Origin of the sequence: Antarctobacter albus, assembly GCF_900101505.1 — a bacterium.
Lineage (GTDB): Bacteria > Pseudomonadota > Alphaproteobacteria > Rhodobacterales > Rhodobacteraceae > Antarctobacter > Antarctobacter albus.
The window spans coordinates 1-20,431 of the sequence record NZ_FMZI01000007.1 but is presented as its reverse complement, the minus strand read 5'-3'; the positions used below and the strand labels follow the sequence as shown (position 1 = coordinate 20,431).

Here is a 20,431-nt window from a genome sequence, read left to right as displayed (position 1 = left end):
GGGGCGTATAGTAAATCGCGAACAAGCGTGCAAGGAGAACTGATGGCTGGCAAAGCAGACAGAACGGATTTGGCATATCACATTCGGTCCGTCGACTATGTGAAATCTGCGCATGCAATCTGGCAGGCTCAGGAAACCTTGGCTCTGCGGAGCGCTGACCCTCTCTACCTGCTGATTGCCCACGGCTTGGAGTTAACGTTGAAGTCTCACCTCTTGCGCCTAGGGCATGCCATACCCGCAGTCGAAAAATTCGGACATGACCTACGTAGCCTCTTCGATGAAGTATGTCGGAACATTCCAGGTTCAGCGGCGGATCTTGCCAAGATTGTCAGGAGAAGGTGGATAGAGACACTCAAGGAAGAACGAGACAAAAGGCTTGAAAAAGCCCGAAGCCTTGGCTTGGAAGGACAAGCTTCTCATATTGGTTTGGAGATATGGAGCAATGATGAGATTGGTCGTTTCGCGCCAGAGGCCAGACCCGCCTTGGAGTGGCTGTCGGCCCGTCACTCCAGCGGAGGAAGTGTATTCAGATACTTTGAAAGCAGGATAGAGCAACACACAGTTGTGCGATTGGACGGCGACAACGTAATTGCTACCCCGCTAACATTGATCTGGTTGACGGAAGCGCTGCAGGATTGTTTCTTGGGCGGCCAAGAGTCTTCCTGACACTGGCCTTAGTCGTCGCGTCCTTCCGGCGTACAAGTTGCTCGTACAACCGAGCGAACACCGAAACCCTTGACTTCTGCACCGCAGCACCGCATGTACGCTCCAGTTGCCGCACCCGCCGCGTGAGCGGGGCTGACGGGCGAAAGCGCCCTCTCGGCACATTCTTTCCAACATGGTTCCCATTTCACGCGGGGGTCCAGAACCGCAACAGGCGCGATGGCACGATGCCCCGCGCCCAGGTCTGCGGTCTCACCCGTGCGCGCCGCGACACCTGTCGTGGCGGGAAACGCATGATTTCGCGGGCATCCCCCGCACTAAAGGACGTACTCTTGGATTTCGACATGCTGGGGCTGCCGCCCCGCCTCCTGGCCAACCTGGCCGAACAGAACATCACCGAACCCACCCCGATCCAGACCCAGGCCATTCCGCACGCCATGAACGGCCGCGATGTCATGGGCCTGGCGCAGACCGGCACCGGCAAGACCGCCGCCTTCGGCCTGCCGCTGATCTCGACCCTGATGCGCAAGCAGGCGCGCCCCGCCGCCAAGTCCGTGCACGGGCTGATCCTTGCGCCGACGCGCGAACTGGCCAAGCAGATCGTTGACAACCTGCGCATCTACGCCGCCGGCACCCCGGTCAAGATCGGCATCGTCACCGGCGGCGCATCGCTGAACGCGCAGGCACAGCGGCTGGCCAAGGGCACCGACCTGCTGGTCGCCACCCCGGGCCGCCTGATCGACCTGATGGAACGCAAGTCGGTGCGCCTTGACGGGACCGAGTTCCTGGTGCTGGACGAGGCCGACCAGATGCTGGACCTCGGGTTCATCCACGCGCTGCGCCAGATCGCCAGGCATCTGCCCGCAGAACGTCAGACCATGCTGTTTTCGGCCACCATGCCCAAGCAGATGGCAGAGATCGCGGCCGCCTACCTGACCAATCCCGTACGGATCGAGGTGACACCTCCGGGCAAACCCGTCGAGCGCATCGAGCAGAGCGTGCATTTCGTCGAACAGGCGCACAAGGCCTCCCTGCTGGTCAACCACCTGGACGGACACCGCACAGAGGCCGCGCTGGTCTTTTCGCGCACCAAGCATGGCGCCGAGAAGCTGAAGAAGCACCTCGAAGCCAAGGGCTTTGCCGCCGGGTCGATCCACGGCAACAAGAGCCAGGGCCAGCGCGACCGCGCGCTCAAGGCGTTCCGTGACGGCGAACTGAAGGTGCTGGTCGCTACGGATGTGGCCGCGCGCGGCATCGATATTCCCTCGGTGCGCTACGTCTACAACTTTGATCTGCCGAACGTTGCCGACAACTATGTCCACCGCATCGGGCGTACCGCGCGCGCCGGCCTGGACGGCACGGCCATCGCCTATTGTGCGCCCACCGAGATGGGTGAGTTCCATGCGATCCTCAAGGTCATGGGCCGCGACATCGCAGTGGCGGGCGGTGAACCGTGGGAGCCGGTCAAGAAGCCCTCTCGCGGTGGCGGCGGCGGAAACCGGCGCCCCGGCAATCGCCCCGGTGGCAACGCCGCGAAACCCGGGCGCCCGCGCCGCAGCCGCACCCGCCGCTCCAAGGCGGCCTGAGTTCGACCGGGGGCGCTAAACGGCGCCCCCGAGCCTTACGGGGACCGATTTCGGCCCCCGGAACGCCCAGCCGGTGAACGCCACCGGCCCGGCCAGTTCCATCCCCGGAAACCTCTCGAGCAGCATCGGCAGCGCGACCTCGGCGATCAGCGATCGCGACGCCGCCGCCCCTGCGCAGAAATGCGGACCAGCGCCGAACGCCAGGCTCGGCCGGGTGTCGCGCGTCACGTCAAAGACCTCTGGCCGCTCAAAAACCTCCGGGTCGCGGTTTCCGATGCCGTACATCAGGAACACCCTGTCGCCGGGATCGAAGCGCACCCCTTCCACCACATCTTCCCGCGCAACCTCACGTGGGCTCATGCCGATGGGGGCGATCCAGCGGGCAAACTCCTCGAAAGCATCCTGCCAGCTTGCCTCGCCCGCCCGCACCCGGGCCAGCTCTGCCGGATGGGCCAAGAGCGCCCAGGCACAGCCCGCAATCGCGTCACGCGGTTCGTTCTGGCCTCCGGAGATCGCAAGCTTGATATTCGCCCGAACGCTGTCCATCGGCAGCCCGGCGCGCATCTGCACATCCAACAGGGACATTTCCGGCGGATCGCCCGCCTGCGCGTCGATGGCCGCATCGATCCGGGCCGTCGCAGCGTGGCACCGGGCCTCGACCTCCGGGTCGCCGGTGTAATTAGCGATCCCGTCGATCATCCCCTGGCTGACGGCATCCATCTCTTGCCAGGTCAGCCCGTGCAGCCCGGTGATTGCCCGCAAGGCCTCTCCCGACAGGCGCATGGCGTAGTCGCGCACGAGATCGCACGCCCCCTGTCCGGCCATGTCCTCCAGCGCATCCTGTGCCGCTTTGCGAAAGGCGTCGGACCAGCGGTCGCGCACAGTACGGGGCGAATAGGCAGGGAAACAGGCGCGTCGTTCGGCCCCGTGTTCCTCGCCATCCTTGCGCATCATGTTCTCGCCCATCAGCCGGGTCATCAGCCCCTGCGGCTGGCGCGAGGAAAACACCTCGATCCGCTTTTCCTGCTCAAAGATCACGTTCCGCCGGGTGATCAGTGTGGCCCCCAGTTGCGGGACAAAGGCGATGGGCGTCTCGGTCTGCAGACGGGCGAGCGACGGATAGGGATCGGCAACCAGTTCTGCGGGGTCCAGGTCGACCCGGGGCGCGTCGCTCATCGCACGCGGACCGGCAGTGTCGCATACCCGCGGAACCGGGCCAGCGGCACCCGCGCGCGCGGGCCATTCGCCGCCAGCCTGGGAAAGCGCCGCACGAATTTCCCAAGGGCGATCTTGCCCTCGACCCGCGCCAGAGAGGCGCCAAGACAGACGTGAATTCCGGTGATGAAAGCGATCTGCCGGTTGGGCTTGCGCGTGATGTCCAGCCGGTCGGGATCGGGAAAGACATCTGGATCGCGGTTGGCCGCAGCGATGGAGGTGTGGATATATGTGCCCTTGGGCAATACCCCGCTCGACAGCTCGATTTCCTCGCCAGCCAGCCGATTGCCGATCTGAAGCGGGCTTTCGACCCGCAGGAACTCCTCGACCGCCGAACCGATCAGGTCCGGGTCGTCCAACAGCATCCGGTGCTGGTCAGGGTTGTCCATCAACAGGCCGACAGAATTGCCGACGAAACTTGTCGTCGTCTCATGGCCTGCGTTCAGCAAGAAGATACAGTTCTGGATCAGCTCTTCCTGCGTCAGCCGCCGCCCTTCGTGTTCGCCAAAGATCAGCGATTCCAGCACCTCGCCTTCATGCGCGCCCTCGCGGTTGCGGCGGCGATGGTCGATGAGATCGCCAAGGATCTCTCCGAACTCCTCGACCGCGCGGTTGCCTTCGGCCAGCCGCTCCTCCGGCACCACCGGGTCCAGGGCACCGAGAATCGCCAGCGAGTAACCGCGCAGCCGCGCTCGGTATTCCTCAGGGATGCCCAGCATGAAGCTGATGATCTCGGTCGGCAGAACCTTGGCGAAGTCCTCGATCAGGTCCAGCTCTCCCAGGTCTTCGACCCGGTCCAGCAGACGATCCACGATCTTGTCGATCAGCGGTTCGAACTCGGCGAGTTTGCGCGGCGTGAAGGCGCCGGAGATCAGCTTGCGCACCACCGTGTGATAAGGCGGATCGTTGAAGATCAGGCTGGTCGTGTGGTGTTTTTGCAGCGGGCACTGGCCGAATTTCTCGCCAAAGGCCTCTGTCTTGTCGGACAGCATGTCGCGGCTTCGGTAGACGGCCATGCAATCGTCGAAGCGGGTCAGAAAGACAGAGCCGTCCGCGTTGCGGTGGACCGGGCTTTGCTGCCGCAGCCGGTGCAGGACCGGGTGCGGATTTTCGATGAAATCCGGGCCGATCGCGTTGAGATCGAAGGTCGAAACATCCAGTGCCATGAAAAAGCCTCCCGCAAGGATTTTGCGGAAGGCCATTCGGTTCGGCAAGAGGCGCTGTCAGCCAAGCTCGCCCGGGGCATACCAGTCACCCATCTTCACCGTGGCCGCGTCACCGACCATCTCTGCGAACATCGCCGGGTCCTGCGTGCCGCCGTCCCGGCCGCGATAATGGTAGGGATAGACATAGGTCGGAGCGAATTCGCGGACCGCGTCCGCTGCGGCCTCGGCCGTCATGGTGAACGGCAGGTTCATGCAGACAAAGGCGAGGTCGATGCCTTCCAATGCGCGCATGTCCGGGATGTCCTCGGTATCACCCGAGACGTAGATGCGGAAATCGCCCATCGTCAGGACATAGCCATTGTCACGCCCCTTGGGGTGAAAGTTCTCGCGCCCTTCGGTCATGTTGTAGGCCGGGATGGCGTCCACCTGAAGGTCGGTCAGGCTGGCGCTGGCGCCATTGGCCAGTGCGTTGGTGTTCACCTTCAATTCGTCCGAGAGCATGTCGAAAACCGCTGGATTGGTCAGCATCTGGGTGTTTTCGCCCTTCAGCGCGGCCAACACATCGGCATTGTAGTGATCGCCGTGCTGGTGCGTGATCAGGATAAGATCGGCATCCGGAAAGCCCTCGTATTCCGAGACTTCGCCCACCGGATCGACGTAGATCGTGCCCACCGGCGTCTCCAGCACGATGGACGCATGGTGCACGGGATGCACCAGAACCGTGCCTTCCGAGGTCTTGAACTCGTTCGGCAGGTGGCCACCGGCACGACCCGCGAAAGGCAGAACCGTGATACTGCCGGCGGCAGCGGCGGTATGAAGAAAATTGCGTCGGGTGAAGGTCATGTGTAGCGCTCCCAGTGTTCTGTTCCCGGGAGACGGTAGTGCGACCCCGCCCGGCGACAAATTGAACTTTCCGAGATAGCCCCCGTAAAACGGAAAACGCCCCCCGGACGAACCGGAGGGCGCTTTTTGTTCACATCGGCAAAGAGGCTCAGTCGCGCTCTTCGACGATTTCCACCAGGTGCGGGATCTTGCGGATCATGCCGCGAACCGCCGGAGTGTCTTCCAGCTCGCGCACGCGGTGCATCTTGTTCAGGCCCAGGCCGACCAGGGTCTGACGCTGGATGGCAGGGCGGCGGATCGGCGAACCGACCTGTTTGACGACAATGGTCTTAGCCATGATCAGGCCTCCTCGGTCTCGGCTGCGGGCGCGTCATCACGCTTGGGCAGGATGTCGGCGACCTTCTTGCCACGACGCTGCGCAACGTTGCGCGGCGACTGCTGGTTGCGCAGGGCGTCCAGCGTGGCGTGGATCATCGCGTAGGGGTTCTGCGAGCCGGTCGACTTGGCAACGACGTCCTGAACACCCAGCATCTCGAAGACGGCACGCATCGGACCACCTGCGATGATACCGGTACCCTGGGGGGCGGTCCGCATGGTGATCTTGCCTGCGCCGTGATGGCCCTTGGCGTCGTGGTGCAGGGTGCGGCCCTCTTTCAGCGGCACGCGGATCATCTTGCGCTTGGCTTGCTCGGTGGCCTTGCGGATGGCCTCGGGGACCTCCTTGGCCTTGCCCTTGCCAAAGCCGACGCGGCCTTTCTGATCGCCCACGACGACGAGCGCGGCGAAGCCGAAGCGCTTACCACCCTTGACGGTCTTGGACACACGGTTGATCGCCACCAGGCGATCGGCGAATTCGGGCGCCTGCTCCTCGCGGTCACGACGACCGCGGCCGCCGCCACGCTTGTTCTCACGTTCTGCCATAAGGCATTCCTTTTCTCGTGGTGCCCAAGAGCACCGGTTTGTTCAATCGCAGTGGGCCGTCCGGCCCCTCGATCATCGAGGCGTTCCCGCCTGCAAAATAAGCTGCGCCCGGAGGCGCAGCTTGCGAACGGTGCGCAGAGACTGCGCACCGAAACTTCAGATCTTCAGGCCACCCTCACGCGCAGCGTCGGCCAGGGCCTTCACCTTGCCGTGGAAGAGAAAGCCGCCACGGTCGAAGTATGCTTCTTCGACACCGGCTGCCTTGGCGCGCTCGGCGATTGCCGCGCCCACCTTGGCTGCTGCTTCGACGTTGTTCTTGCCGACAACACCCAGCGACGGCTCCAGCGAGGATGCTGCTGCCAGGGTCTTGCCCGCCACATCGTCGATGAGCTGGACAGAAATGTTCTTGTTCGAACGATGAACCGAAAGGCGAACGCGACCTGCGTTGACCTTGCGAAGTTTGTTCCGGACGCGCAGGCGGCGCTTCTGGAACAGTACACGTTTGCTGTTTGCCATTGCCTTGCGTCCTTACTTCTTCTTGCCTTCCTTCTGGAAGATGTACTCGCCCTTGTAGCGAATACCCTTCCCCTTATACGGCTCGGGCCGGCGCCAGTCGCGGATGTTCGCCGCAACCTGGCCTACCTGCTGAATGTCATGCCCTTCGATGATGATCTCGGTGGGCTTGGGGCAGGTGATGGTGATGCCGTCGGGAATCTGGAAATCCACGTCATGCGACAGGCCCAGGTTCAGCTTCAGGACCTTGCCTGCCAGCTGAGCCCGGTAACCCACGCCCTGGATTTCCAGTTCCTTCTTGAAGGTGTTCTGGACGCCGTGGACGAGGTTCGCAACCACAGTGCGGGACATGCCCCACTGCTGGCGGGCACGCTTGGACTTGCCGCGCGGTTCCACCGAGATTGCATTTTCCTCGACCTTGAGGGTCACGTCATCCGTGGCCGTAAAGCTCTGGGTGCCTTTCGGGCCCTTCACTTCGATGGTCTGGCCGGAGACGCTGGCCGACACGCCCGAGGGCAGTTCGACCGGCTTCTTACCAATACGAGACATGTGTTCAGGCCTCCTTAGAATACGGTGCAGAGCACTTCGCCGCCGACGTTGGCTGCGCGTGCGTTTGCGTCCGACATCACACCCTTGGGGGTGGAGACAATCGACACACCCAGCCCCTGGCGGACCTGCGGGATGTCATTGACACTCATGTAGACGCGACGACCGGGTTTGGAGACCCGCTTCACTTCGCGAATGACAGGCGTGCCGTCGAAGTACTTGAGGCTGATCTCGAACGCGGGGTGGCCGCGCTCGTCCGTGCTGCTTTCGTAGCCGCGGATATAGCCCTCGTCAGCCAGTACATCCAGAACCCAGCCGCGCAGCTTGGACGCCGGTGTCGACGTCGTGGACTTGCCACGCTGTTGTGCGTTGCGGATACGGGTGAGCATATCGCCGATAGGATCGTTCATCTCATCCCCTCCTTACCAGCTCGACTTCACGACGCCGGGCAGCTTGCCGTTCGAACCGAGGTCGCGCAGGGCGATACGGCTGATCTTGAGCTTGCGGTAGTAGGCGTGCGGACGGCCCGTCAGCTGGCAGCGGTTGTGCAGCCGGGTGGGCGAGGAATTGCGCGGCAGTTTGGCCAGCTTGAGGCGGGCCTTGAAGCGCTCTTCCATCGGCTTCGATTCGTCGTTTGCGATTTCTTTCAGTTCAGTGCGCTTGGCGGCATACCGGGCCACCAGGCGCTCGCGCTTCTTCTCGCGCTCGATCATTGCTTTTTTAGCCATGATATCGCTCCTCTTACGCCTTGGTGAACGGCATGTTGAAATGGGTCAGCAGGGCCTTGGCCTGTGCGTCGGCCGAGTGCTCGCCATATTCCTTCGCATTGGTCGTGATGATCACGTCCATGCCCCAGACCTCGTCGACCTTGTCGAAATCGATCTCGGGGAACACGATGTGTTCCTTCAGGCCCATCGCAAAGTTGCCACGACCGTCGAAGGACGGCTTCACACCGCGGAAGTCGCGGATACGCGGCATTGCAACGGTCACCAGGCGGTCGAGGAATTCATACATGCGCACGTCACGCAGGGTGACCTTGGCGCCGATGATCATGCCCTCACGCAGGCGGAACGGGGCGTGGCTGTGCTTGGCCTTGGTGCCGACGGCCTGCTGGCCGGCGATCTTGGTCAGGTCCTCGACGGCCGACTTGGCCTTTTTCGAGTCGCGGACCGCCTCGGCGCCGCAGCCGATGTTCAGCACGATCTTCTGCAGGCTCGGGATCTGCATGTAGTTCGTGTAGCCGAACTGCTCCTTCATCGCGGCCTTGATGGTCTCACGATACTGGGCCTTCAGGCGCGGGGTGTAGCTTTCCATATCAAGCATCGATCACGTCCCCCGTGGTCTTGGCGTAGCGGACCTTCTTGTCGCCTTCCATGCGGAAGCCGACGCGGGTCGGTTTGCCGTTGGCGTCGACGAAGGCCAGGTTCGACAGGTCCATCGGCAGCGCCTTGGGCATACGACCGCCCTGGCTGGTCTGGGTCTGGCGAGTGTGGCGGATGGCGATGTTCAGCCCGTCGACGACGGCCTTGCCGGCCTTGGGGTCGACGCTGACGATCTCACCGGTCTTGCCCTTGTCCTTGCCGGTCAGGACGATGACGGTGTCACCTTTTTTCAGTTTCGCGGCCATCTTACAGCACCTCCGGGGCGAGCGAGATGATCTTCATGAAGTTCTTGGCGCGCAACTCACGCACCACCGGTCCGAAGATACGGGTGCCGACCGGCTCACCTGCGTTGTTCAGGATCACGGCGGCGTTGCGGTCAAAGCGGATCGAGGTGCCGTCTTCGCGGCGAACTTCCTTGGCGGTGCGCACGACGACGGCCTTGCGGACGTCACCCTTTTTCACGCGGCCACGCGGAATGGCCTCCTTCACCGACACCACGATGATGTCGCCGACAGAGGCATAGCGGCGGTGCGAACCGCCCAGAACCTTGATGCACTGAACTTTCCGGGCTCCGGAATTGTCAGCAACATCCAGATTGGTCTGCATCTGGATCATAAGTTTTCTCCCGACGTCCCGGGCCGCTCGTCAAGGAGACATTGACCCGGGGGTTTCGTATGCAACCGAGCCCCGCAAGGGGGCTCGACTCTGCCCTTACTGGGCGGTTTCTGCCTCTGCGGCCTTCTGGGCCTCAAAACGGGCACGTTCGGCTGCGGCGGTTTCAGCGCGCGCCTTGTTGTGCTCTTCCAGCATGGCGTCGGTCATCACTTCCCAACGCTTGGTCTTGGACTTCGGCGCGCATTCACGGATCGAGACCGCGTCACCGACGTTGAAAGCACCGGCCTCGTCATGGGCGCGGTACTTCTTGGATTTCTTGATCGTCTTCTGAAGCACGGGGTGCTTGAAACGACGGACAACCTGAACGGTCACGGTCTGGGCGTTGGCGGTCGAAGTGACGGTGCCTTGCAGGATACGCTTGGGCATTCGTTACGCCTCCGCAGTCGAGGCCGCAGCAGCGGCTTTTTCGTTCAGAACGGTGTTGATGCGCGCGACGTCGCGGCGCACCTGGCGCATGCGCGCCGTGTTTTCCAGCTGGCTCGTGGCCGCCTGGAAGCGGAGGTTGAAAGCCTCCTTTTTCAGCTGGACAAGCTGGTCCCGGAGTTCGTCCGGGGACTTGTCACGGAGTTCCTGGGCGTTCATGCGCCTCTCCTTTGTTGCAACATCACCGGTAGGCCCCTGCCTGCGAGCATGCAGGGTCACCCTGATTCCGGTGGAGTCCGTGGATGAGCGGCCCCATTAGGCCAGAATCCCTGTCCATGCAAGGACTATCTGCGATGAGGCCCACCCGCGCGCTCAGCTTGCTCCGCGACCGCCGATGACATGGCCGAACCTGTCGCCCGGCGTGGTTTCCGGAAAACGCGCGTTCGAGCGCGATCCGCGAAAATCGGTCAGCTCGAAAACAAAACTCTCCCCGGTCATCAGGCCCGCGCGAAAATCCCTGAAGCGCTCGGGCAGGAGAGCCGCCTGAGCACTTGTTGGTTTGCCCCATTTGTCGGACATCGGCGCACAGTCACCGAACGAGTTCTGGACCGGCAACGTATCCCTGCTGCCTTCGCCCGCCAACCGGTATTGTCGGAAAGATTACACCGGTCACCTACCGGCTAACGCAACAATTCCAAGGCCACGCTTGCGGCGGAATATGTGATCTGAGCCGAGACGAAGATGGCCGATGCATCGTAGGCAGAGACCCCCTCGGTAGCGCCTTGCGACCCCTCCGGGGTCACGCCCTCTGCCGCTGCCGGTACGGGGTCGACAGGCAAATCGGAATCGTCATGCGCGATGATCGTCGTCGCATTGTAGGTCAGGTTGACGAAACTGGCCTCGATCACCGCACTCTCCTCTGCCCTGCGCGCGATCCCTGACGCCACCTGCCCCTGGCGCAAGCTCTCGCCGTTTGCGCAGGCCTGTTGCACCAGCGCCTTGGCGCGATGGCCCACGGAATAGGCTGACTTGCTAGGACCTGACCGCTGCGAATAAGCTTGGCATTGATGCAGCTTCGCGGCCAGCCGCCCGCCCCCGGAAACTTGAATATCCATCTGAACCCCCGAAGTGTCTCTGTCGCCAGAATGCGACGGCAAAGGTGAAACATTGGTCTACGGCGAAATGCAGACTGTCAGCGATTAGAGATGACAATGCCCGGAAAAATTAACCAATGCTCAACGCTTGCGTGGGACTCATGATCCAAACAAGGGATTGATGCCCAACCCGCGCCTGCGGCCTCTTCCCGCGCCCCGTTCTGACCGCTTGCAGGGGTATTCGCGGCCTCGGTATACTTGCACCTGACGAGCAGGGGGATGCAGCGCATGTCAGATCGGCCGACCTCTGGCGACGACGCGCTTTACAGCCGGATCGGGATCGACGGACAGTCCCATGCCCTGATGCTGGAACAGGCCGCGCGCATCGCACAGCTGGGCTATTTCGTCTTCAATGTACGGCAATCCATCGTCGAGGTCTGCTCGGTCCGCCACGCGGCGATCTTTGGCCAGACACCGCAGGAATTCATCGCCTCGGTCAGCGGCCTGGAAGGCGAGATGGAGATGATTCACCCCGAGGATCGCAACCTGCTGCGCGAGGCCTATCAGCGCCTCCTGCAGGGTGAGACCATCGAGATGGAGTACCGCTTTTTCCGCCCTGATCGCAGCCTTGGCTATATCCGCGAGATCGTTGCCCCCGAAGTCAGCGCAACCGGTGAGATCGTGCGCGGCCTCGGCAGCAGCCTGGACGTCACCGATGCCCGGCGGGCCGAGGAACGCCGCGCCCAGGCCAACCGCCTCGCCGCCCTTGGGGAACTGACCGCGGGCGTCGCGCATGACGTCAACAACATCCTTGCCGTTGTCATGGGCAACGCCGAACTGTTGCAGCAAGAGGCCGGCGGCGAGCTGACCGACCAACTGCTGACGGAAATCGTCACCGCCTCCAAGCGTGGGGGCACCCTGACCCGCAGCCTTCTGAACTTTGCCCAGAAGGCAACGATCCGGCCCGTGGCGCTGGACCTTGGCGAAGAAACGGCCCGCGCCGTCGCCATGTTCGAGCGGACCTCCCTCAAGAAGCCCACCATGATCGTCGACCGCGCCCCGGCGGCCATTCCGATCTTTGCCGATCGGGACAACCTGCAATCGGTGATCCTGAACATTCTCATCAACGCGCTGGATGCCATCCGCGAGGGCGGGACGATCCGGGTCCGGGCGGAAACAGCGGCGGCCAGTCCGATGGTCGCCATAGGCGAATACGCCTGCCTGTCGATCCGGGACGATGGTCAGGGCATAGCCGCCCAAAACCTGGCCCGTGTCACCGAACCCTTCTTCACGACCAAGCCGCGCTCCAAGGGGTCTGGCCTGGGCCTGTCGATGGCGGCGGGTTTCATGCGGCAACTAGGGGGAGAGATCGCCATCGAGTCAGAGCCCGATGTCGGGACGTGCGTGCGTCTGTTCTTTCCCTTGCACCGGGGAAAATGCACGGCCGCGGCCCCCGCGCCGGCCGGCGACTCCACGAAATTCGACAAGTTGCACCTGCTGCTGCTGGAAGACGAGGCATCGATCCGCAATGTATTGCTGCGCAACCTGCGCAGCTGGGGCTTCACGGTCACGGCCACCGCCAATGCCGAAGAGGCTCTTTTGGCCATCGACGGCGCCACCTTTGACCTTGCCCTGCTGGACAACCATGTTCCCGGCGCCGTCACAGGGGCCGAGATCGCGGCACAAATCAAGGCCAGGCACCCGGCGACACCGACGATTCTTCTGACGGGCCTTGCCAAGCCCGGGACAGGTGGCGAGGGGTCAGGGATCGACCTGGTCCTGGCGAAACCCGTGCCCGCCCCGGAGCTGCGCGCCGCGATCACGACCCTGTTGGAGACAGCCACCTCCGCGCGCCGACGGACCGTCAACCCCGAGGTCTGACAGCGACCTTTCGGTCGGCAGTCAAATTCCGGACAGCATTAGCTTCAGGCAATCCCGAACCGGGCCTCATTCCCACTTGTAGTTGAAGCTGACAGAGACGCGGTTTTCCTCGGCCATGTTCAGCGGCACCTCGTGCCGCAGCCAGCTTTCCCAAAGCAGCACATCGCCCACCTGGGGGGCGACGTAGACGAAAGACTTCAGTTCCTCGCGGCAGCCCTTCTTGCGGGTGGGTGCTGCCATCATCATCGCCAGCCGGGGATCCTCCAGCTTCAGCGCCGAGGCGCCTTCGGGCATGGCAACATAGGTCGTCCCCGAAATCACCGAATGCGGATGGATATGGCCGGAATGCGTACCGCCCTCCGGCAGGATGTTGATCCAGATATCCTCAAGCACCAGGCTCTTGTCTCCCAAATCGAATTCCAGGTCCTCGGCAAAACCCGCCACGTGTTTGTCAAGCACCTTGACCAGGTCGGAAAAGATCGGAAAGCGCCAGGGCAGGTCCGTCAGCGATGCGTAAGAGGTGTAGCCGGGATAGCCCTGTTCCTCGCACCAGTCCTGCCCCGCCTCGTCATCCTCGGCGATGGAATAGCACGAACCTTCCAGTTCATCGGTGTCGATGGCGCCATGCTCGGACAGCCGGGCCTGGTAAAGACGGGTGGCAAAAAGCGAACGGATCTTGGTCATGTCCGCGCTTTAGCCCAAGCCGGACACCGGGGGAAATGGAATCTCAACCTCTCGGCGGCATGGTCGCAGCCAAACGAGAGGTGAGAACAGAATGTTCCCGATCCGCTGCCTGATCCTGATGGCGCTGCTCGCCTTTGGCGGAATTGCGTCGGCTCAATCCGCCTCGCTCTTTCCGCGCGGCGAAAGCAGCGCGCGCGCCCCGCTGATCGCCCTGCGCACAGCGGCACAGCCAAAACCGGCCCGGCCCGCCAGCCTGTTCGCCGACGAAGGGCGTCTGGGATTCCTCGCGCCCATGTCGGACGCGGGTCCTGCCCCGGCTCCATCCCCCGGGCCTTTGACCGACAAGTCCGCGGTCGCCCGGTTGCGCAGCCTGATCGCCGAGGCCGAGGCAGGGCCTGACGGCTATGACGCGATCATTCACGGTGCTCGCGTAAAGCCCCCGAAACGCCCGACAGAGCTGACCGTTCAGGAAATCCTCGACTGGATCGCCGCCACACCGGGACAACCGCATGCCATAGGGCGTTACCAGTTCATCCCCGACACGCTGCGCTTTCTGGTGGCCGAACTGAACATCGACAAGCGGATGCGCTTTACCCCTGAATTGCAGGATCGCCTGGCCGATCAACTGCTGGCCGACGCCGGGTTCCTCGCCTTCCAGCGTGGAGAGATCACCCGCCGCAGTTTCATGTACCGTCTGGCCAAGGTCTGGGCCGGGCTGCCCCTGCCCTCGGGCGAAAGCTATTACGAGGGCTACGCCGGCAACAAGGCAACGATGACATGGGCACGGTTCGACGGGGCGATGGCCGCGATCTTTCCCGGCTGAGCAAAGAAAAACCCCCGCCGCTTTCGCGCCGGGGGCCAATTTCCGTAGGATGGGTCATCGACCCATCACGTCACCAGTCCTCGCGGACCACGACGCGGGTCTTGATCGGCAGCTTCATCGCGGCCAGACGCAGGGCCTCGCGAGCGATTTCCTCGTTCACGCCGTCGATCTCGAACATCACGCGGCCGGGCTTGACCTTGCAGGTCCAGCGGTCGACCGAGCCCTTACCTTTACCCATACGCACTTCGATGGGCTTGGCGGTCACGGGCGTGTCCGGGAAGATACGGATCCAGACGCGGCCCTGACGCTTCATGTGACGCGTCATGGCACGACGGGCTGCTTCGATTTGGCGCGCGGTAACGCGCTCAGGCTCAAGAGCCTTCAGACCGTAACCGCCGAAGTTCAGATCGGAACCGCCCTTGGCTTGGCCCTTGATCCGGCCCTTCTGAACCTTGCGGAATTTAGTACGCTTTGGCTGAAGCATGGTTACCTCCGATCATCCCGGCGGCCGCCACCGGCACCACGGGGGGCCGGACCGTCCTGGAGTTCCTGGTTCTTGCGGTCGCGGGCCTGCGGATCATGTTCCATGATCTCGCCCTTGAAGATCCAGACCTTGATGCCGATGATGCCGTAAGGCGTAGTCGCCTCGACGTTGGCATAATCGATGTCGGCGCGCAGCGTGTGCAGCGGCACGCGGCCTTCACGGTACCATTCGGTCCGTGCGATTTCTGCACCACCCAGACGGCCAGCCACGTTCACCCGGATACCCAGGGCGCCCATGCGCATGGCGTTCTGCACGGCCCGCTTCATCGCGCGACGGAAGGAGACACGGCGCTCCAGCTGCTGAGCGATCGACTCGCCGACCAGCTGTGCGTCCAGCTCGGGCTTGCGGACCTCGACGATATTGAGGTGCAGTTCCGAGTCGGTCATCGACGAGAGCTTCTTGCGCAGCACCTCGATGTCCGCGCCCTTCTTGCCGATGATGACGCCGGGGCGCGCGGTATGCACCGTGACGCGGCACTTCTTGTGCGGGCGCTCGATGATCACGCGGCTGATGCCGGCCTGCTTCGGCGGGTTGCGGTACTCGTTGAAGATGAACTCGCGGATCTTCAGATCCTCGAGAAGCAGATCACCATAGTCCTTGGTGTCGGCGTACCAGCGGCTGTCCCAGGTGCGGTTCACCTGCAGGCGCATGCCGATCGGATTGGTCTTGTTACCCATTAGGCTTGCTCCTCAACCTGGCGCACCTTGATGGTGAGTTCCGAGAACGGCTTGTTGATCCGGCCAAAACGACCACGGGCCCGGGGGCGTCCGCGCTTCATGACCAGGTTCTTGCCCACGTAGGCCTCGGCGACGACCAGTTCGTCGACATCCAGACCGTGGTTGTTCTCGGCGTTGGCGATGGCCGACTGCAGGCACTTCTTCACGTCAACAGCGATCCGCTTCTTCGAGAAGGTCAGGTCCGTGAGGGCCTTGTCCACCTTCTTGCCGCGGATCAGCTGTGCGACGAGGTTCAGTTTCTGCGGGCTGGTGCGCAGCATGCGCAGCTTTGCCATCGCTTCGTTGTCCGCCACGCGGCGGGGATTCTTATCCTTGCCCATGGCTTACTTCCTCTTCGCTTTCTTGTCGGCTGCGTGACCGTAGTAGGTACGGGTCGGTGCATATTCGCCGAACTTCTGGCCGATCATGTCCTCGGTCACGTTGACCGGGATATGCTTCTGGCCGTTGTAGACGCCGAACGTCAGGCCCACGAACTGGGGCAGGATCGTCGAGCGGCGCGACCAGATCTTGATGACTTCGTTCTTGCCCGACTCGCGCGACTTCTCGGCCTTCTTCAGGACGTAGGAATCGACGAACGGACCTTTCCAGACGGAACGCGACATGGATTACCGCCCCTTCTTCTTGGCGTGGCGCGAGCGGATGATCAGCTTCTGCGACGCCTTGTTGGTGTTGCGGGTGCGCTTGCCCTTGGTCGGCTTGCCCCAGGGCGTCACCGGGTGACGACCACCCGAGGTCCGGCCTTCACCACCGCCGTGCGGGTGGTCGATCGGGTTCATGACGACACCGCGGACGGAGGGACGCTTGCCCATGTGGCGGACGCGACCGGCCTTGCCGAGGTTCTGGTTCGAGTTGTCGGGGTTCGAGACCGCGCCAACCGTGGCCAGGCATTCCTGGCGGACCATGCGCAGCTCGCCCGAGCTGAGGCGGATCTGGGCATAACCACCGTCACGGCCGACGAACTGGGCATAGGTGCCCGCGGCGCGTGCGATCTGGCCACCCTTGCCGGGCTTCAGCTCGATGTTGTGGACGATGGTACCGATCGGCATGCCGCTGAAGGGCATGCAGTTGCCGGGCTTGATGTCCGCTTTCTGCGAGGAGACGACCTTATCGCCCACGCCCAGGCGCTGGGGGGCGAGGATGTAGGCCTGTTCGCCATCGTCATACTGGACGAGCGCGATGAAGGCGGTACGGTTGGGGTCGTATTCGATGCGCACGACGATGCCGTTGACATCGAACTTGTTGCGCTTGAAATCGACGATCCGGTAGAGGCGTTTTGCGCCACCGCCGCGGCGGCGAGCGGTGATCCGTCCGGTGTTGTTCCGGCCACCCTTCTTCGTCAGACCTTCGGTGAGGGCCTTGACGGGGCGTCCTTTGTACAGCTCCGAACGGTCGATCAGCACCAGCCCGCGCTGGCCCGGCGTCGTCGGCTTGTACGACTTGAGTGCCATGCTTTCTGTCTTCCGTTAGCTAGCGCCCCGGAAAGTGTCCGGGGCTATGTGAAAGGCCCCTCGACTTACGTCCGCAGGTGCCCGGTGGTATAGGCCCCCGAAGGTGCCCGAATCTCAACATCCGCAGACAATAGCAAAGCCCCGGACGAATCCGGGGCTGCTGCGGATGCGGTCTGGTAAGGGAGGAAGCGCGTGGGGTCAAGTGCCCCGGGTCCTGTCTTCCGAACAAAGCGGATCAGATCCTTTGCGGTACATCAAAGACGCGGAACCCAATCTTGGGTACATTTGGCAAGGTGCGGGGCAGACGTGCAAGCCTCGCGTGGATTGTCCGCATCACGAAATACCGGGCAATGAGGTTCGGAGGCTGGGTTCATGAGGCAGAGACACCTCGTCATCAGAACGGTTCTCGTTTTTCTTCTTTCCCTGAGCGTATCGGCAATCTGCGGAACTGGCCCAGGCCGCGCTGCCGAAAGCGACTGGTCCACTTTCGTCGAAACCCACGATGGCCGCCGGGTATGTTGGGCGGTTACACCTGCGCGGGAGGACCGCAACACACTGCTATATGTTTGGAGACATCGCGGCGATGCGCGCCCCGAGATCTATCTCCTGCCCGGGAAACGCCTGCAACCGGCCAGGAAGCTGCGTCTGGTGATCGGTCAGAACGCATTTCGGGTGACGAGCATGGTCCGAAACGGCGCGCAAGAAATCTGGATTCAATATCGATCCGATGCGAATAAGGCTGTTGCAGCCATGAAAGCCGCGGAAACCGCGCCCGGCTCTAGTCTGTTTCTGGCGCAGGAAGGAAAGCCACTCTACACCTTTTCGGCGATCGGGTTCTCCAGGGCCTTCGATTTCGCGATGGCCAAATGCGGATGACCGGAGGGCAGCCATACTGGCGACCAACCGCAAGGCGGCCCCACATGCAGCACATCGTCCCCTGGCTCGGATTGGCCCAAGCGTGAACAGTCGTTTTAAGCGCCCCGGTAAACCCCTGACTTCTCTGTACCGCTGACCGTCCGAGCGCGGATATCCCTCAAAGGAAAAGGCCCCCGCATCTCTGCGAGGGCCTCTCCGAATTCGTAGGGCGGGGTTCATCCCGCCGACCTCACAACCCGGTCGACACGTCGATCGTGTTGCCCTCTTCGAGGGTGACATAGGCCTTCTTGACGTCCTTGCGGCGACCCAGGGTGCCGCGGAAACGCTTTTGCTTGCCCTTGGTGATGGTGGTGTTGACCGCCTTCACCTTGACACCGAACAGCGCCTCGACCGCTTCCTTGATCTGCGGCTTGGCCGCGTCGATCGCCACCTCGAAGACCACGGCGCCGTTCTCAGACGCCATCGTCGATTTCTCGGTGATGATCGGCTTGCGGATCACGTCGTAGTGTTCTGCCTTCGCGCTCATTTCAGACGAGCCTCCAGTGCTTCGACACCCGCCTTGGTCAGAACCAGCGTGTCACGCTTGAGGATGTCATAGACGTTTGCGCCCTGGCTCGGCAGCACATCGAGACCCTCGATGTTGGCCGCTGCACGGGCGAAGTTTTCGTTGACCTCGGCGCCGTCGATGATCAGCGCGCGCTTCCAGCCCAGGTTCGCGACCTGCTTGGCAAGGGTGTTGGTCTTGCCGTCGCATGCAGCGGCTTCGATCACCACCAGCGAACCGTCCTTCACCTTGGACGACAGCGCGTGCATCAGGCCCAGCTTGCGGACCTTCTTGGGCAGCTCGTGGCCGTGCGACCGCGGGGTCGGACCCTTGTAGATGCCACCCTTGCGGAAGATCGGCGCCTTGCGCGAGCCGTGGCGTGCGCCGCCCGTGCCCTTCTGGCGATAGATCTTCTTTGTCGAGTAGGACACTTCCGAGCGGGTCTTGACCTTGTGCGTGCCGGCCTGCGCCTTGTTACGCTGCCAGCGGACGACGCGGTGGAGAATGTCGGCGCGCGGCTCCAGCCCGAACAGGGCCTCGTCCAGCTCGACTTCGCCAGCGGAACCGCCGTCGAGGTTGATCACGTCGAGTTTCATTCGTCGCCTTCCTTCTTCTCGGCCTCGATTTCAGCCTCGGCGGCCTTCAGCGCTTCGGCTTCGGCGGCGGCCTGCTCTTCGGCAAGACGCTTGGCTTCGGCTTCGGCTTCGGCGGCTGCGGCGGCTGCGGCTTCCTCGGCGGCTTTCATCGCTTCCCGCTTGGCGCTCATCAGCGCGGCGGGGAGAATGACGTTCTCCGGGGTCGGCTTCTTGACCGCGTCTTTGACAGTCACCCAGGATCCCTTGGGGCCCGGAACGGCGCCCTTGATCATGATGATGCCGCGGTCGCTGTCGGTGCGGACAACCTGCAGGTTCTGCGTGGTCACGCGGACAGAACCCATGTGGCCGGCCATCTTCTTGCCCTTGAACACCTTGCCGGGGTTCTGACACTGGCCGGTCGAACCGTGCGAACGGTGCGAGATCGACACGCCGTGCGTGGCGCGCAGACCGCCGAAGTTGTGGCGCTTCATGCCGCCGGCAAAACCCTTACCGATGGTGATGCCGCTGACGTCCACGAACTGACCCTCGAAGTAGTGGTCGGCGATGATTTCCTCACCCACTTCGATCAGGTTCTCGGGGTCGACGCGGAATTCCACGACTTTCCGCTTGGGCTCGACCTTGGCAACGGCGAAATGGCCGCGCATCGCCTGGCTGACGCGCTTGACCTTTGCGGTGCCTGCGCCCAGCTGGACGGCGGTGTAGCCGTGCTGGTCATTGGTGCGCTGCGCGACAACCTGCAGGCTGTCGAGTTGCAGCACGGTGACGGGGATCTGCTTGCCGTCTTCCATGAAGAGCCGGGTCATGCCGATCTTCTTTGCGATCACTCCAGAGCGCATGTTCATCGGCCTCCCTTATACCTTGATCTCGACGTCCACGCCGGCGGCGAGGTCGAGTTTCATCAGGGCGTCCACGGTCTGCGGGGTCGGATCGACGATATCCAGCAGACGCTTGTGCGTGCGGATCTCGAACTGGTCGCGCGACTTCTTGTTGACGTGCGGACCGCGCAGAACGGTATATTTCTCGATCTTGTTCGGCAGCGGGATGGGACCGCGGACCGTTGCGCCGGTACGCTTGGCGGTGTTGACGATTTCCTGGGTGCTGGCGTCCAGCACGCGGTAATCGAACGCCTTGAGCCGGATACGGATGTTCTGGTTCATTGAACAGCCTTGTTCACGATGTTGGGGTTGAGAGGAGGATCTGCGACCACCGCAAACCTTCGTCGAACCCGGAAGTGTCAGGGCGCCCCGGTCGGGGCGCCCTTCCAATGCTTTCAGCCGAGTGGCGGCGGGCGCCTTACTCGATGATCTTGGACACGACGCCCGAACCGACGG

The 20,431-nt window shown here is 62.9% G+C and carries 30 protein-coding genes and 1 pseudogene; 5 read left to right on the top strand and 26 right to left on the bottom strand.

All coding sequences use genetic code 11. From position 1 onward, the window contains the following. Nucleotides 1-42: 42 nt before the first annotated feature. Nucleotides 43-666: a hypothetical protein gene (locus BLQ71_RS13195; RefSeq protein WP_074622046.1), complete on the top strand. Its 624-nt coding sequence runs from the start codon at nt 43-45 to the stop codon at nt 664-666. Nucleotides 667-995: 329 nt separating this feature from the next. Beyond that, nucleotides 996-2,249: a DEAD/DEAH box helicase gene (locus tag BLQ71_RS13190; protein ID WP_229754856.1), complete on the top strand. Its 1,254-nt coding sequence runs from the start codon at nt 996-998 to the stop codon at nt 2,247-2,249. 15 nt (nt 2,250-2,264) lie between these two features. Here BLQ71_RS13190 and BLQ71_RS13185 read toward each other — a convergent pair whose 3' ends face one another. From BLQ71_RS13185 to BLQ71_RS13110, 16 genes and pseudogenes are all read right to left on the bottom strand, one after another. Then, the gene (locus BLQ71_RS13185) at nt 2,265-3,425 is read right to left on the bottom strand and encodes a cytochrome P450 (RefSeq protein ID WP_074622045.1); all 1,161 of its coding nucleotides are present in this window, start codon (nt 3,423-3,425) and stop codon (nt 2,265-2,267) included. Next, nucleotides 3,422-4,630 (bottom strand): cytochrome P450, encoded by a 1,209-nt coding sequence (locus BLQ71_RS13180; RefSeq protein WP_074622240.1) that lies wholly within the window; start codon nt 4,628-4,630, stop codon nt 3,422-3,424. Before BLQ71_RS13180 ends, BLQ71_RS13185 begins: the two co-directional genes overlap by 4 nt. A gap of 57 nt (nt 4,631-4,687) precedes the next feature. Then, nucleotides 4,688-5,473 carry an MBL fold metallo-hydrolase gene (locus BLQ71_RS13175; RefSeq protein ID WP_074622044.1) on the bottom strand — a complete coding sequence of 262 codons (786 nt, stop codon included), beginning with the start codon at nt 5,471-5,473 and terminating at the stop codon, nt 4,688-4,690. Between the two features lie 148 nt (nt 5,474-5,621). Continuing rightward, the gene (rpmD, locus tag BLQ71_RS13170) at nt 5,622-5,810 is read right to left on the bottom strand and encodes a 50S ribosomal protein L30 (RefSeq protein WP_043137362.1); all 189 of its coding nucleotides are present in this window, start codon (nt 5,808-5,810) and stop codon (nt 5,622-5,624) included. A gap of 2 nt (nt 5,811-5,812) precedes the next feature. After that, nucleotides 5,813-6,394, bottom strand: a complete 582-nt coding sequence (gene rpsE / locus BLQ71_RS13165) for a 30S ribosomal protein S5 (protein ID WP_043137365.1) — start codon at nt 6,392-6,394, stop codon at nt 5,813-5,815. Nucleotides 6,395-6,550: 156 nt separating this feature from the next. Further along, nucleotides 6,551-6,910: a 50S ribosomal protein L18 gene (gene rplR / locus BLQ71_RS13160; protein WP_043137368.1), complete on the bottom strand. Its 360-nt coding sequence runs from the start codon at nt 6,908-6,910 to the stop codon at nt 6,551-6,553. 12 nt (nt 6,911-6,922) lie between these two features. Beyond that, complete coding sequence (rplF, locus tag BLQ71_RS13155; RefSeq protein ID WP_043137370.1) at nt 6,923-7,456, bottom strand: 50S ribosomal protein L6; 534 nt, start codon at nt 7,454-7,456, stop codon at nt 6,923-6,925. Between the two features lie 14 nt (nt 7,457-7,470). Continuing rightward, on the bottom strand, nt 7,471-7,863 hold the full coding sequence (gene rpsH / locus BLQ71_RS13150) for a 30S ribosomal protein S8 (RefSeq protein WP_043137371.1): 393 nt from the start codon (nt 7,861-7,863) through the stop codon (nt 7,471-7,473). Between the two features lie 12 nt (nt 7,864-7,875). After that, the gene (gene rpsN, locus BLQ71_RS13145; protein WP_043137373.1) at nt 7,876-8,181 is read right to left on the bottom strand and encodes a 30S ribosomal protein S14; all 306 of its coding nucleotides are present in this window, start codon (nt 8,179-8,181) and stop codon (nt 7,876-7,878) included. A gap of 13 nt (nt 8,182-8,194) precedes the next feature. Then, nucleotides 8,195-8,776 carry a 50S ribosomal protein L5 gene (gene rplE, locus BLQ71_RS13140; protein ID WP_074622043.1) on the bottom strand — a complete coding sequence of 194 codons (582 nt, stop codon included), beginning with the start codon at nt 8,774-8,776 and terminating at the stop codon, nt 8,195-8,197. After that, entirely contained in the window at nt 8,769-9,080 is a 312-nt protein-coding gene (gene rplX, locus BLQ71_RS13135) for a 50S ribosomal protein L24 (protein WP_043137376.1), read from the bottom strand. The genes rplE and rplX overlap by 8 nt, the downstream gene beginning before the upstream one ends. Nucleotide 9,081: 1 nt before the next feature. Continuing rightward, the gene (gene rplN, locus BLQ71_RS13130) at nt 9,082-9,450 is read right to left on the bottom strand and encodes a 50S ribosomal protein L14 (protein ID WP_023851005.1); all 369 of its coding nucleotides are present in this window, start codon (nt 9,448-9,450) and stop codon (nt 9,082-9,084) included. A 204-nt stretch (nt 9,451-9,654) separates the two neighbouring features. Next, nucleotides 9,655-9,876: pseudogene (gene rpsQ / locus BLQ71_RS13125) on the bottom strand (30S ribosomal protein S17); the annotation flags it as partial. A 3-nt stretch (nt 9,877-9,879) separates the two neighbouring features. Continuing rightward, nucleotides 9,880-10,092 carry a 50S ribosomal protein L29 gene (rpmC, locus tag BLQ71_RS13120; protein WP_043137381.1) on the bottom strand — a complete coding sequence of 71 codons (213 nt, stop codon included), beginning with the start codon at nt 10,090-10,092 and terminating at the stop codon, nt 9,880-9,882. Nucleotides 10,093-10,245: 153 nt separating this feature from the next. Further along, nucleotides 10,246-10,515: a hypothetical protein gene (locus BLQ71_RS13115; protein WP_133065657.1), complete on the bottom strand. Its 270-nt coding sequence runs from the start codon at nt 10,513-10,515 to the stop codon at nt 10,246-10,248. Nucleotides 10,516-10,553: 38 nt separating this feature from the next. Next, nucleotides 10,554-10,988 carry a hypothetical protein gene (locus tag BLQ71_RS13110; protein WP_133066126.1) on the bottom strand — a complete coding sequence of 145 codons (435 nt, stop codon included), beginning with the start codon at nt 10,986-10,988 and terminating at the stop codon, nt 10,554-10,556. Nucleotides 10,989-11,255: 267 nt separating this feature from the next. On the opposite strand from BLQ71_RS13110, the gene BLQ71_RS13105 reads away from it, so the two are divergent. After that, nucleotides 11,256-12,848 (top strand): ATP-binding response regulator, encoded by a 1,593-nt coding sequence (locus tag BLQ71_RS13105; protein ID WP_162846274.1) that lies wholly within the window; start codon nt 11,256-11,258, stop codon nt 12,846-12,848. Nucleotides 12,849-12,914: 66 nt separating this feature from the next. Here the strand turns inward: BLQ71_RS13105 and BLQ71_RS13100 are convergent, their stop codons facing one another. After that, nucleotides 12,915-13,532, bottom strand: coding sequence for a 2OG-Fe(II) oxygenase family protein (locus tag BLQ71_RS13100; RefSeq protein WP_074622040.1), 618 nt, complete (start codon nt 13,530-13,532; stop codon nt 12,915-12,917). A 91-nt stretch (nt 13,533-13,623) separates the two neighbouring features. Between BLQ71_RS13100 and BLQ71_RS13095 the strand changes: the two genes are divergently transcribed. Further along, a complete protein-coding gene (locus BLQ71_RS13095; RefSeq protein ID WP_074622039.1) occupies nt 13,624-14,355 on the top strand; it encodes a lysozyme family protein in 732 nt (243 codons plus the stop codon). Nucleotides 14,356-14,425: 70 nt separating this feature from the next. Here BLQ71_RS13095 and rplP read toward each other — a convergent pair whose 3' ends face one another. Genes rplP through rplB form a run of 5 tightly spaced genes read right to left on the bottom strand, consistent with a single transcriptional unit; the run spans nt 14,426 to nt 17,084 of the window. Next, nucleotides 14,426-14,839 (bottom strand): 50S ribosomal protein L16, encoded by a 414-nt coding sequence (gene rplP / locus BLQ71_RS13090; protein ID WP_043137391.1) that lies wholly within the window; start codon nt 14,837-14,839, stop codon nt 14,426-14,428. A gap of 2 nt (nt 14,840-14,841) precedes the next feature. Beyond that, entirely contained in the window at nt 14,842-15,576 is a 735-nt protein-coding gene (gene rpsC / locus BLQ71_RS13085) for a 30S ribosomal protein S3 (protein WP_043137393.1), read from the bottom strand. Continuing rightward, complete coding sequence (gene rplV / locus BLQ71_RS13080) at nt 15,576-15,956, bottom strand: 50S ribosomal protein L22 (RefSeq protein WP_043137394.1); 381 nt, start codon at nt 15,954-15,956, stop codon at nt 15,576-15,578. Before rplV ends, rpsC begins: the two co-directional genes overlap by 1 nt. A gap of 3 nt (nt 15,957-15,959) precedes the next feature. Then, complete coding sequence (gene rpsS / locus BLQ71_RS13075; RefSeq protein WP_043137396.1) at nt 15,960-16,238, bottom strand: 30S ribosomal protein S19; 279 nt, start codon at nt 16,236-16,238, stop codon at nt 15,960-15,962. Between the two features lie 3 nt (nt 16,239-16,241). After that, nucleotides 16,242-17,084, bottom strand: a complete 843-nt coding sequence (gene rplB / locus BLQ71_RS13070) for a 50S ribosomal protein L2 (RefSeq protein ID WP_043137397.1) — start codon at nt 17,082-17,084, stop codon at nt 16,242-16,244. Between the two features lie 372 nt (nt 17,085-17,456). On the opposite strand from rplB, the gene BLQ71_RS13065 reads away from it, so the two are divergent. Next, nucleotides 17,457-17,960, top strand: a complete 504-nt coding sequence (locus BLQ71_RS13065) for a hypothetical protein (RefSeq protein WP_074622038.1) — start codon at nt 17,457-17,459, stop codon at nt 17,958-17,960. Between the two features lie 229 nt (nt 17,961-18,189). On the opposite strand, the gene BLQ71_RS13060 is transcribed toward BLQ71_RS13065, so the two are convergent. The 4 genes from BLQ71_RS13060 to rpsJ are packed head-to-tail and all read right to left on the bottom strand — an operon-like array spanning nt 18,190 to nt 20,257. Then, a complete protein-coding gene (locus BLQ71_RS13060; protein ID WP_043137403.1) occupies nt 18,190-18,486 on the bottom strand; it encodes a 50S ribosomal protein L23 in 297 nt (98 codons plus the stop codon). Then, entirely contained in the window at nt 18,483-19,100 is a 618-nt protein-coding gene (gene rplD, locus BLQ71_RS13055) for a 50S ribosomal protein L4 (protein WP_043137409.1), read from the bottom strand. Before rplD ends, BLQ71_RS13060 begins: the two co-directional genes overlap by 4 nt. Then, nucleotides 19,097-19,936 carry a 50S ribosomal protein L3 gene (rplC, locus tag BLQ71_RS13050; protein WP_043137682.1) on the bottom strand — a complete coding sequence of 280 codons (840 nt, stop codon included), beginning with the start codon at nt 19,934-19,936 and terminating at the stop codon, nt 19,097-19,099. Before rplC ends, rplD begins: the two co-directional genes overlap by 4 nt. A 15-nt stretch (nt 19,937-19,951) precedes the next feature. Continuing rightward, nucleotides 19,952-20,257: a 30S ribosomal protein S10 gene (gene rpsJ, locus BLQ71_RS13045; RefSeq protein WP_023849092.1), complete on the bottom strand. Its 306-nt coding sequence runs from the start codon at nt 20,255-20,257 to the stop codon at nt 19,952-19,954. Nucleotides 20,258-20,431: the final 174 nt, after the last annotated feature.

What these genes read in the sequence shown, in the direction of transcription:
- BLQ71_RS13195 (WP_074622046.1), top strand. Translation starts at nt 43, where the DNA reads ATGGCTGGCAAAGCAGACAGAACGGATTTGGCATATCACATTCGGTCC.
- BLQ71_RS13185 (WP_074622045.1), bottom strand. Translation starts at nt 3,425, where the DNA reads ATGAGCGACGCGCCCCGGGTCGACCTGGACCCCGCAGAACTGGTTGCC.
- BLQ71_RS13180 (WP_074622240.1), bottom strand. Translation starts at nt 4,630, where the DNA reads ATGGCACTGGATGTTTCGACCTTCGATCTCAACGCGATCGGCCCGGAT.
- BLQ71_RS13175 (WP_074622044.1), bottom strand. Translation starts at nt 5,473, where the DNA reads ATGACCTTCACCCGACGCAATTTTCTTCATACCGCCGCTGCCGCCGGC.
- rpmD (WP_043137362.1), bottom strand. Translation starts at nt 5,810, where the DNA reads ATGGCTAAGACCATTGTCGTCAAACAGGTCGGTTCGCCGATCCGCCGC.
- rpsE (WP_043137365.1), bottom strand. Translation starts at nt 6,394, where the DNA reads ATGGCAGAACGTGAGAACAAGCGTGGCGGCGGCCGCGGTCGTCGTGAC.
- rplR (WP_043137368.1), bottom strand. Translation starts at nt 6,910, where the DNA reads ATGGCAAACAGCAAACGTGTACTGTTCCAGAAGCGCCGCCTGCGCGTC.
- rplF (WP_043137370.1), bottom strand. Translation starts at nt 7,456, where the DNA reads ATGTCTCGTATTGGTAAGAAGCCGGTCGAACTGCCCTCGGGCGTGTCG.
- rpsH (WP_043137371.1), bottom strand. Translation starts at nt 7,863, where the DNA reads ATGAACGATCCTATCGGCGATATGCTCACCCGTATCCGCAACGCACAA.
- rpsN (WP_043137373.1), bottom strand. Translation starts at nt 8,181, where the DNA reads ATGGCTAAAAAAGCAATGATCGAGCGCGAGAAGAAGCGCGAGCGCCTG.
- rplE (WP_074622043.1), bottom strand. Translation starts at nt 8,776, where the DNA reads ATGCTTGATATGGAAAGCTACACCCCGCGCCTGAAGGCCCAGTATCGT.
- rplX (WP_043137376.1), bottom strand. Translation starts at nt 9,080, where the DNA reads ATGGCCGCGAAACTGAAAAAAGGTGACACCGTCATCGTCCTGACCGGC.
- rplN (WP_023851005.1), bottom strand. Translation starts at nt 9,450, where the DNA reads ATGATCCAGATGCAGACCAATCTGGATGTTGCTGACAATTCCGGAGCC.
- rpmC (WP_043137381.1), bottom strand. Translation starts at nt 10,092, where the DNA reads ATGAACGCCCAGGAACTCCGTGACAAGTCCCCGGACGAACTCCGGGAC.
- BLQ71_RS13110 (WP_133066126.1), bottom strand. Translation starts at nt 10,988, where the DNA reads ATGGATATTCAAGTTTCCGGGGGCGGGCGGCTGGCCGCGAAGCTGCAT.
- BLQ71_RS13105 (WP_162846274.1), top strand. Translation starts at nt 11,256, where the DNA reads ATGTCAGATCGGCCGACCTCTGGCGACGACGCGCTTTACAGCCGGATC.
- BLQ71_RS13100 (WP_074622040.1), bottom strand. Translation starts at nt 13,532, where the DNA reads ATGACCAAGATCCGTTCGCTTTTTGCCACCCGTCTTTACCAGGCCCGG.
- BLQ71_RS13095 (WP_074622039.1), top strand. Translation starts at nt 13,624, where the DNA reads ATGTTCCCGATCCGCTGCCTGATCCTGATGGCGCTGCTCGCCTTTGGC.
- rplP (WP_043137391.1), bottom strand. Translation starts at nt 14,839, where the DNA reads ATGCTTCAGCCAAAGCGTACTAAATTCCGCAAGGTTCAGAAGGGCCGG.
- rpsC (WP_043137393.1), bottom strand. Translation starts at nt 15,576, where the DNA reads ATGGGTAACAAGACCAATCCGATCGGCATGCGCCTGCAGGTGAACCGC.
- rplV (WP_043137394.1), bottom strand. Translation starts at nt 15,956, where the DNA reads ATGGGCAAGGATAAGAATCCCCGCCGCGTGGCGGACAACGAAGCGATG.
- rpsS (WP_043137396.1), bottom strand. Translation starts at nt 16,238, where the DNA reads ATGTCGCGTTCCGTCTGGAAAGGTCCGTTCGTCGATTCCTACGTCCTG.
- rplB (WP_043137397.1), bottom strand. Translation starts at nt 17,084, where the DNA reads ATGGCACTCAAGTCGTACAAGCCGACGACGCCGGGCCAGCGCGGGCTG.
- BLQ71_RS13065 (WP_074622038.1), top strand. Translation starts at nt 17,457, where the DNA reads ATGAGGCAGAGACACCTCGTCATCAGAACGGTTCTCGTTTTTCTTCTT.
- BLQ71_RS13060 (WP_043137403.1), bottom strand. Translation starts at nt 18,486, where the DNA reads ATGAGCGCGAAGGCAGAACACTACGACGTGATCCGCAAGCCGATCATC.
- rplD (WP_043137409.1), bottom strand. Translation starts at nt 19,100, where the DNA reads ATGAAACTCGACGTGATCAACCTCGACGGCGGTTCCGCTGGCGAAGTC.
- rplC (WP_043137682.1), bottom strand. Translation starts at nt 19,936, where the DNA reads ATGCGCTCTGGAGTGATCGCAAAGAAGATCGGCATGACCCGGCTCTTC.
- rpsJ (WP_023849092.1), bottom strand. Translation starts at nt 20,257, where the DNA reads ATGAACCAGAACATCCGTATCCGGCTCAAGGCGTTCGATTACCGCGTG.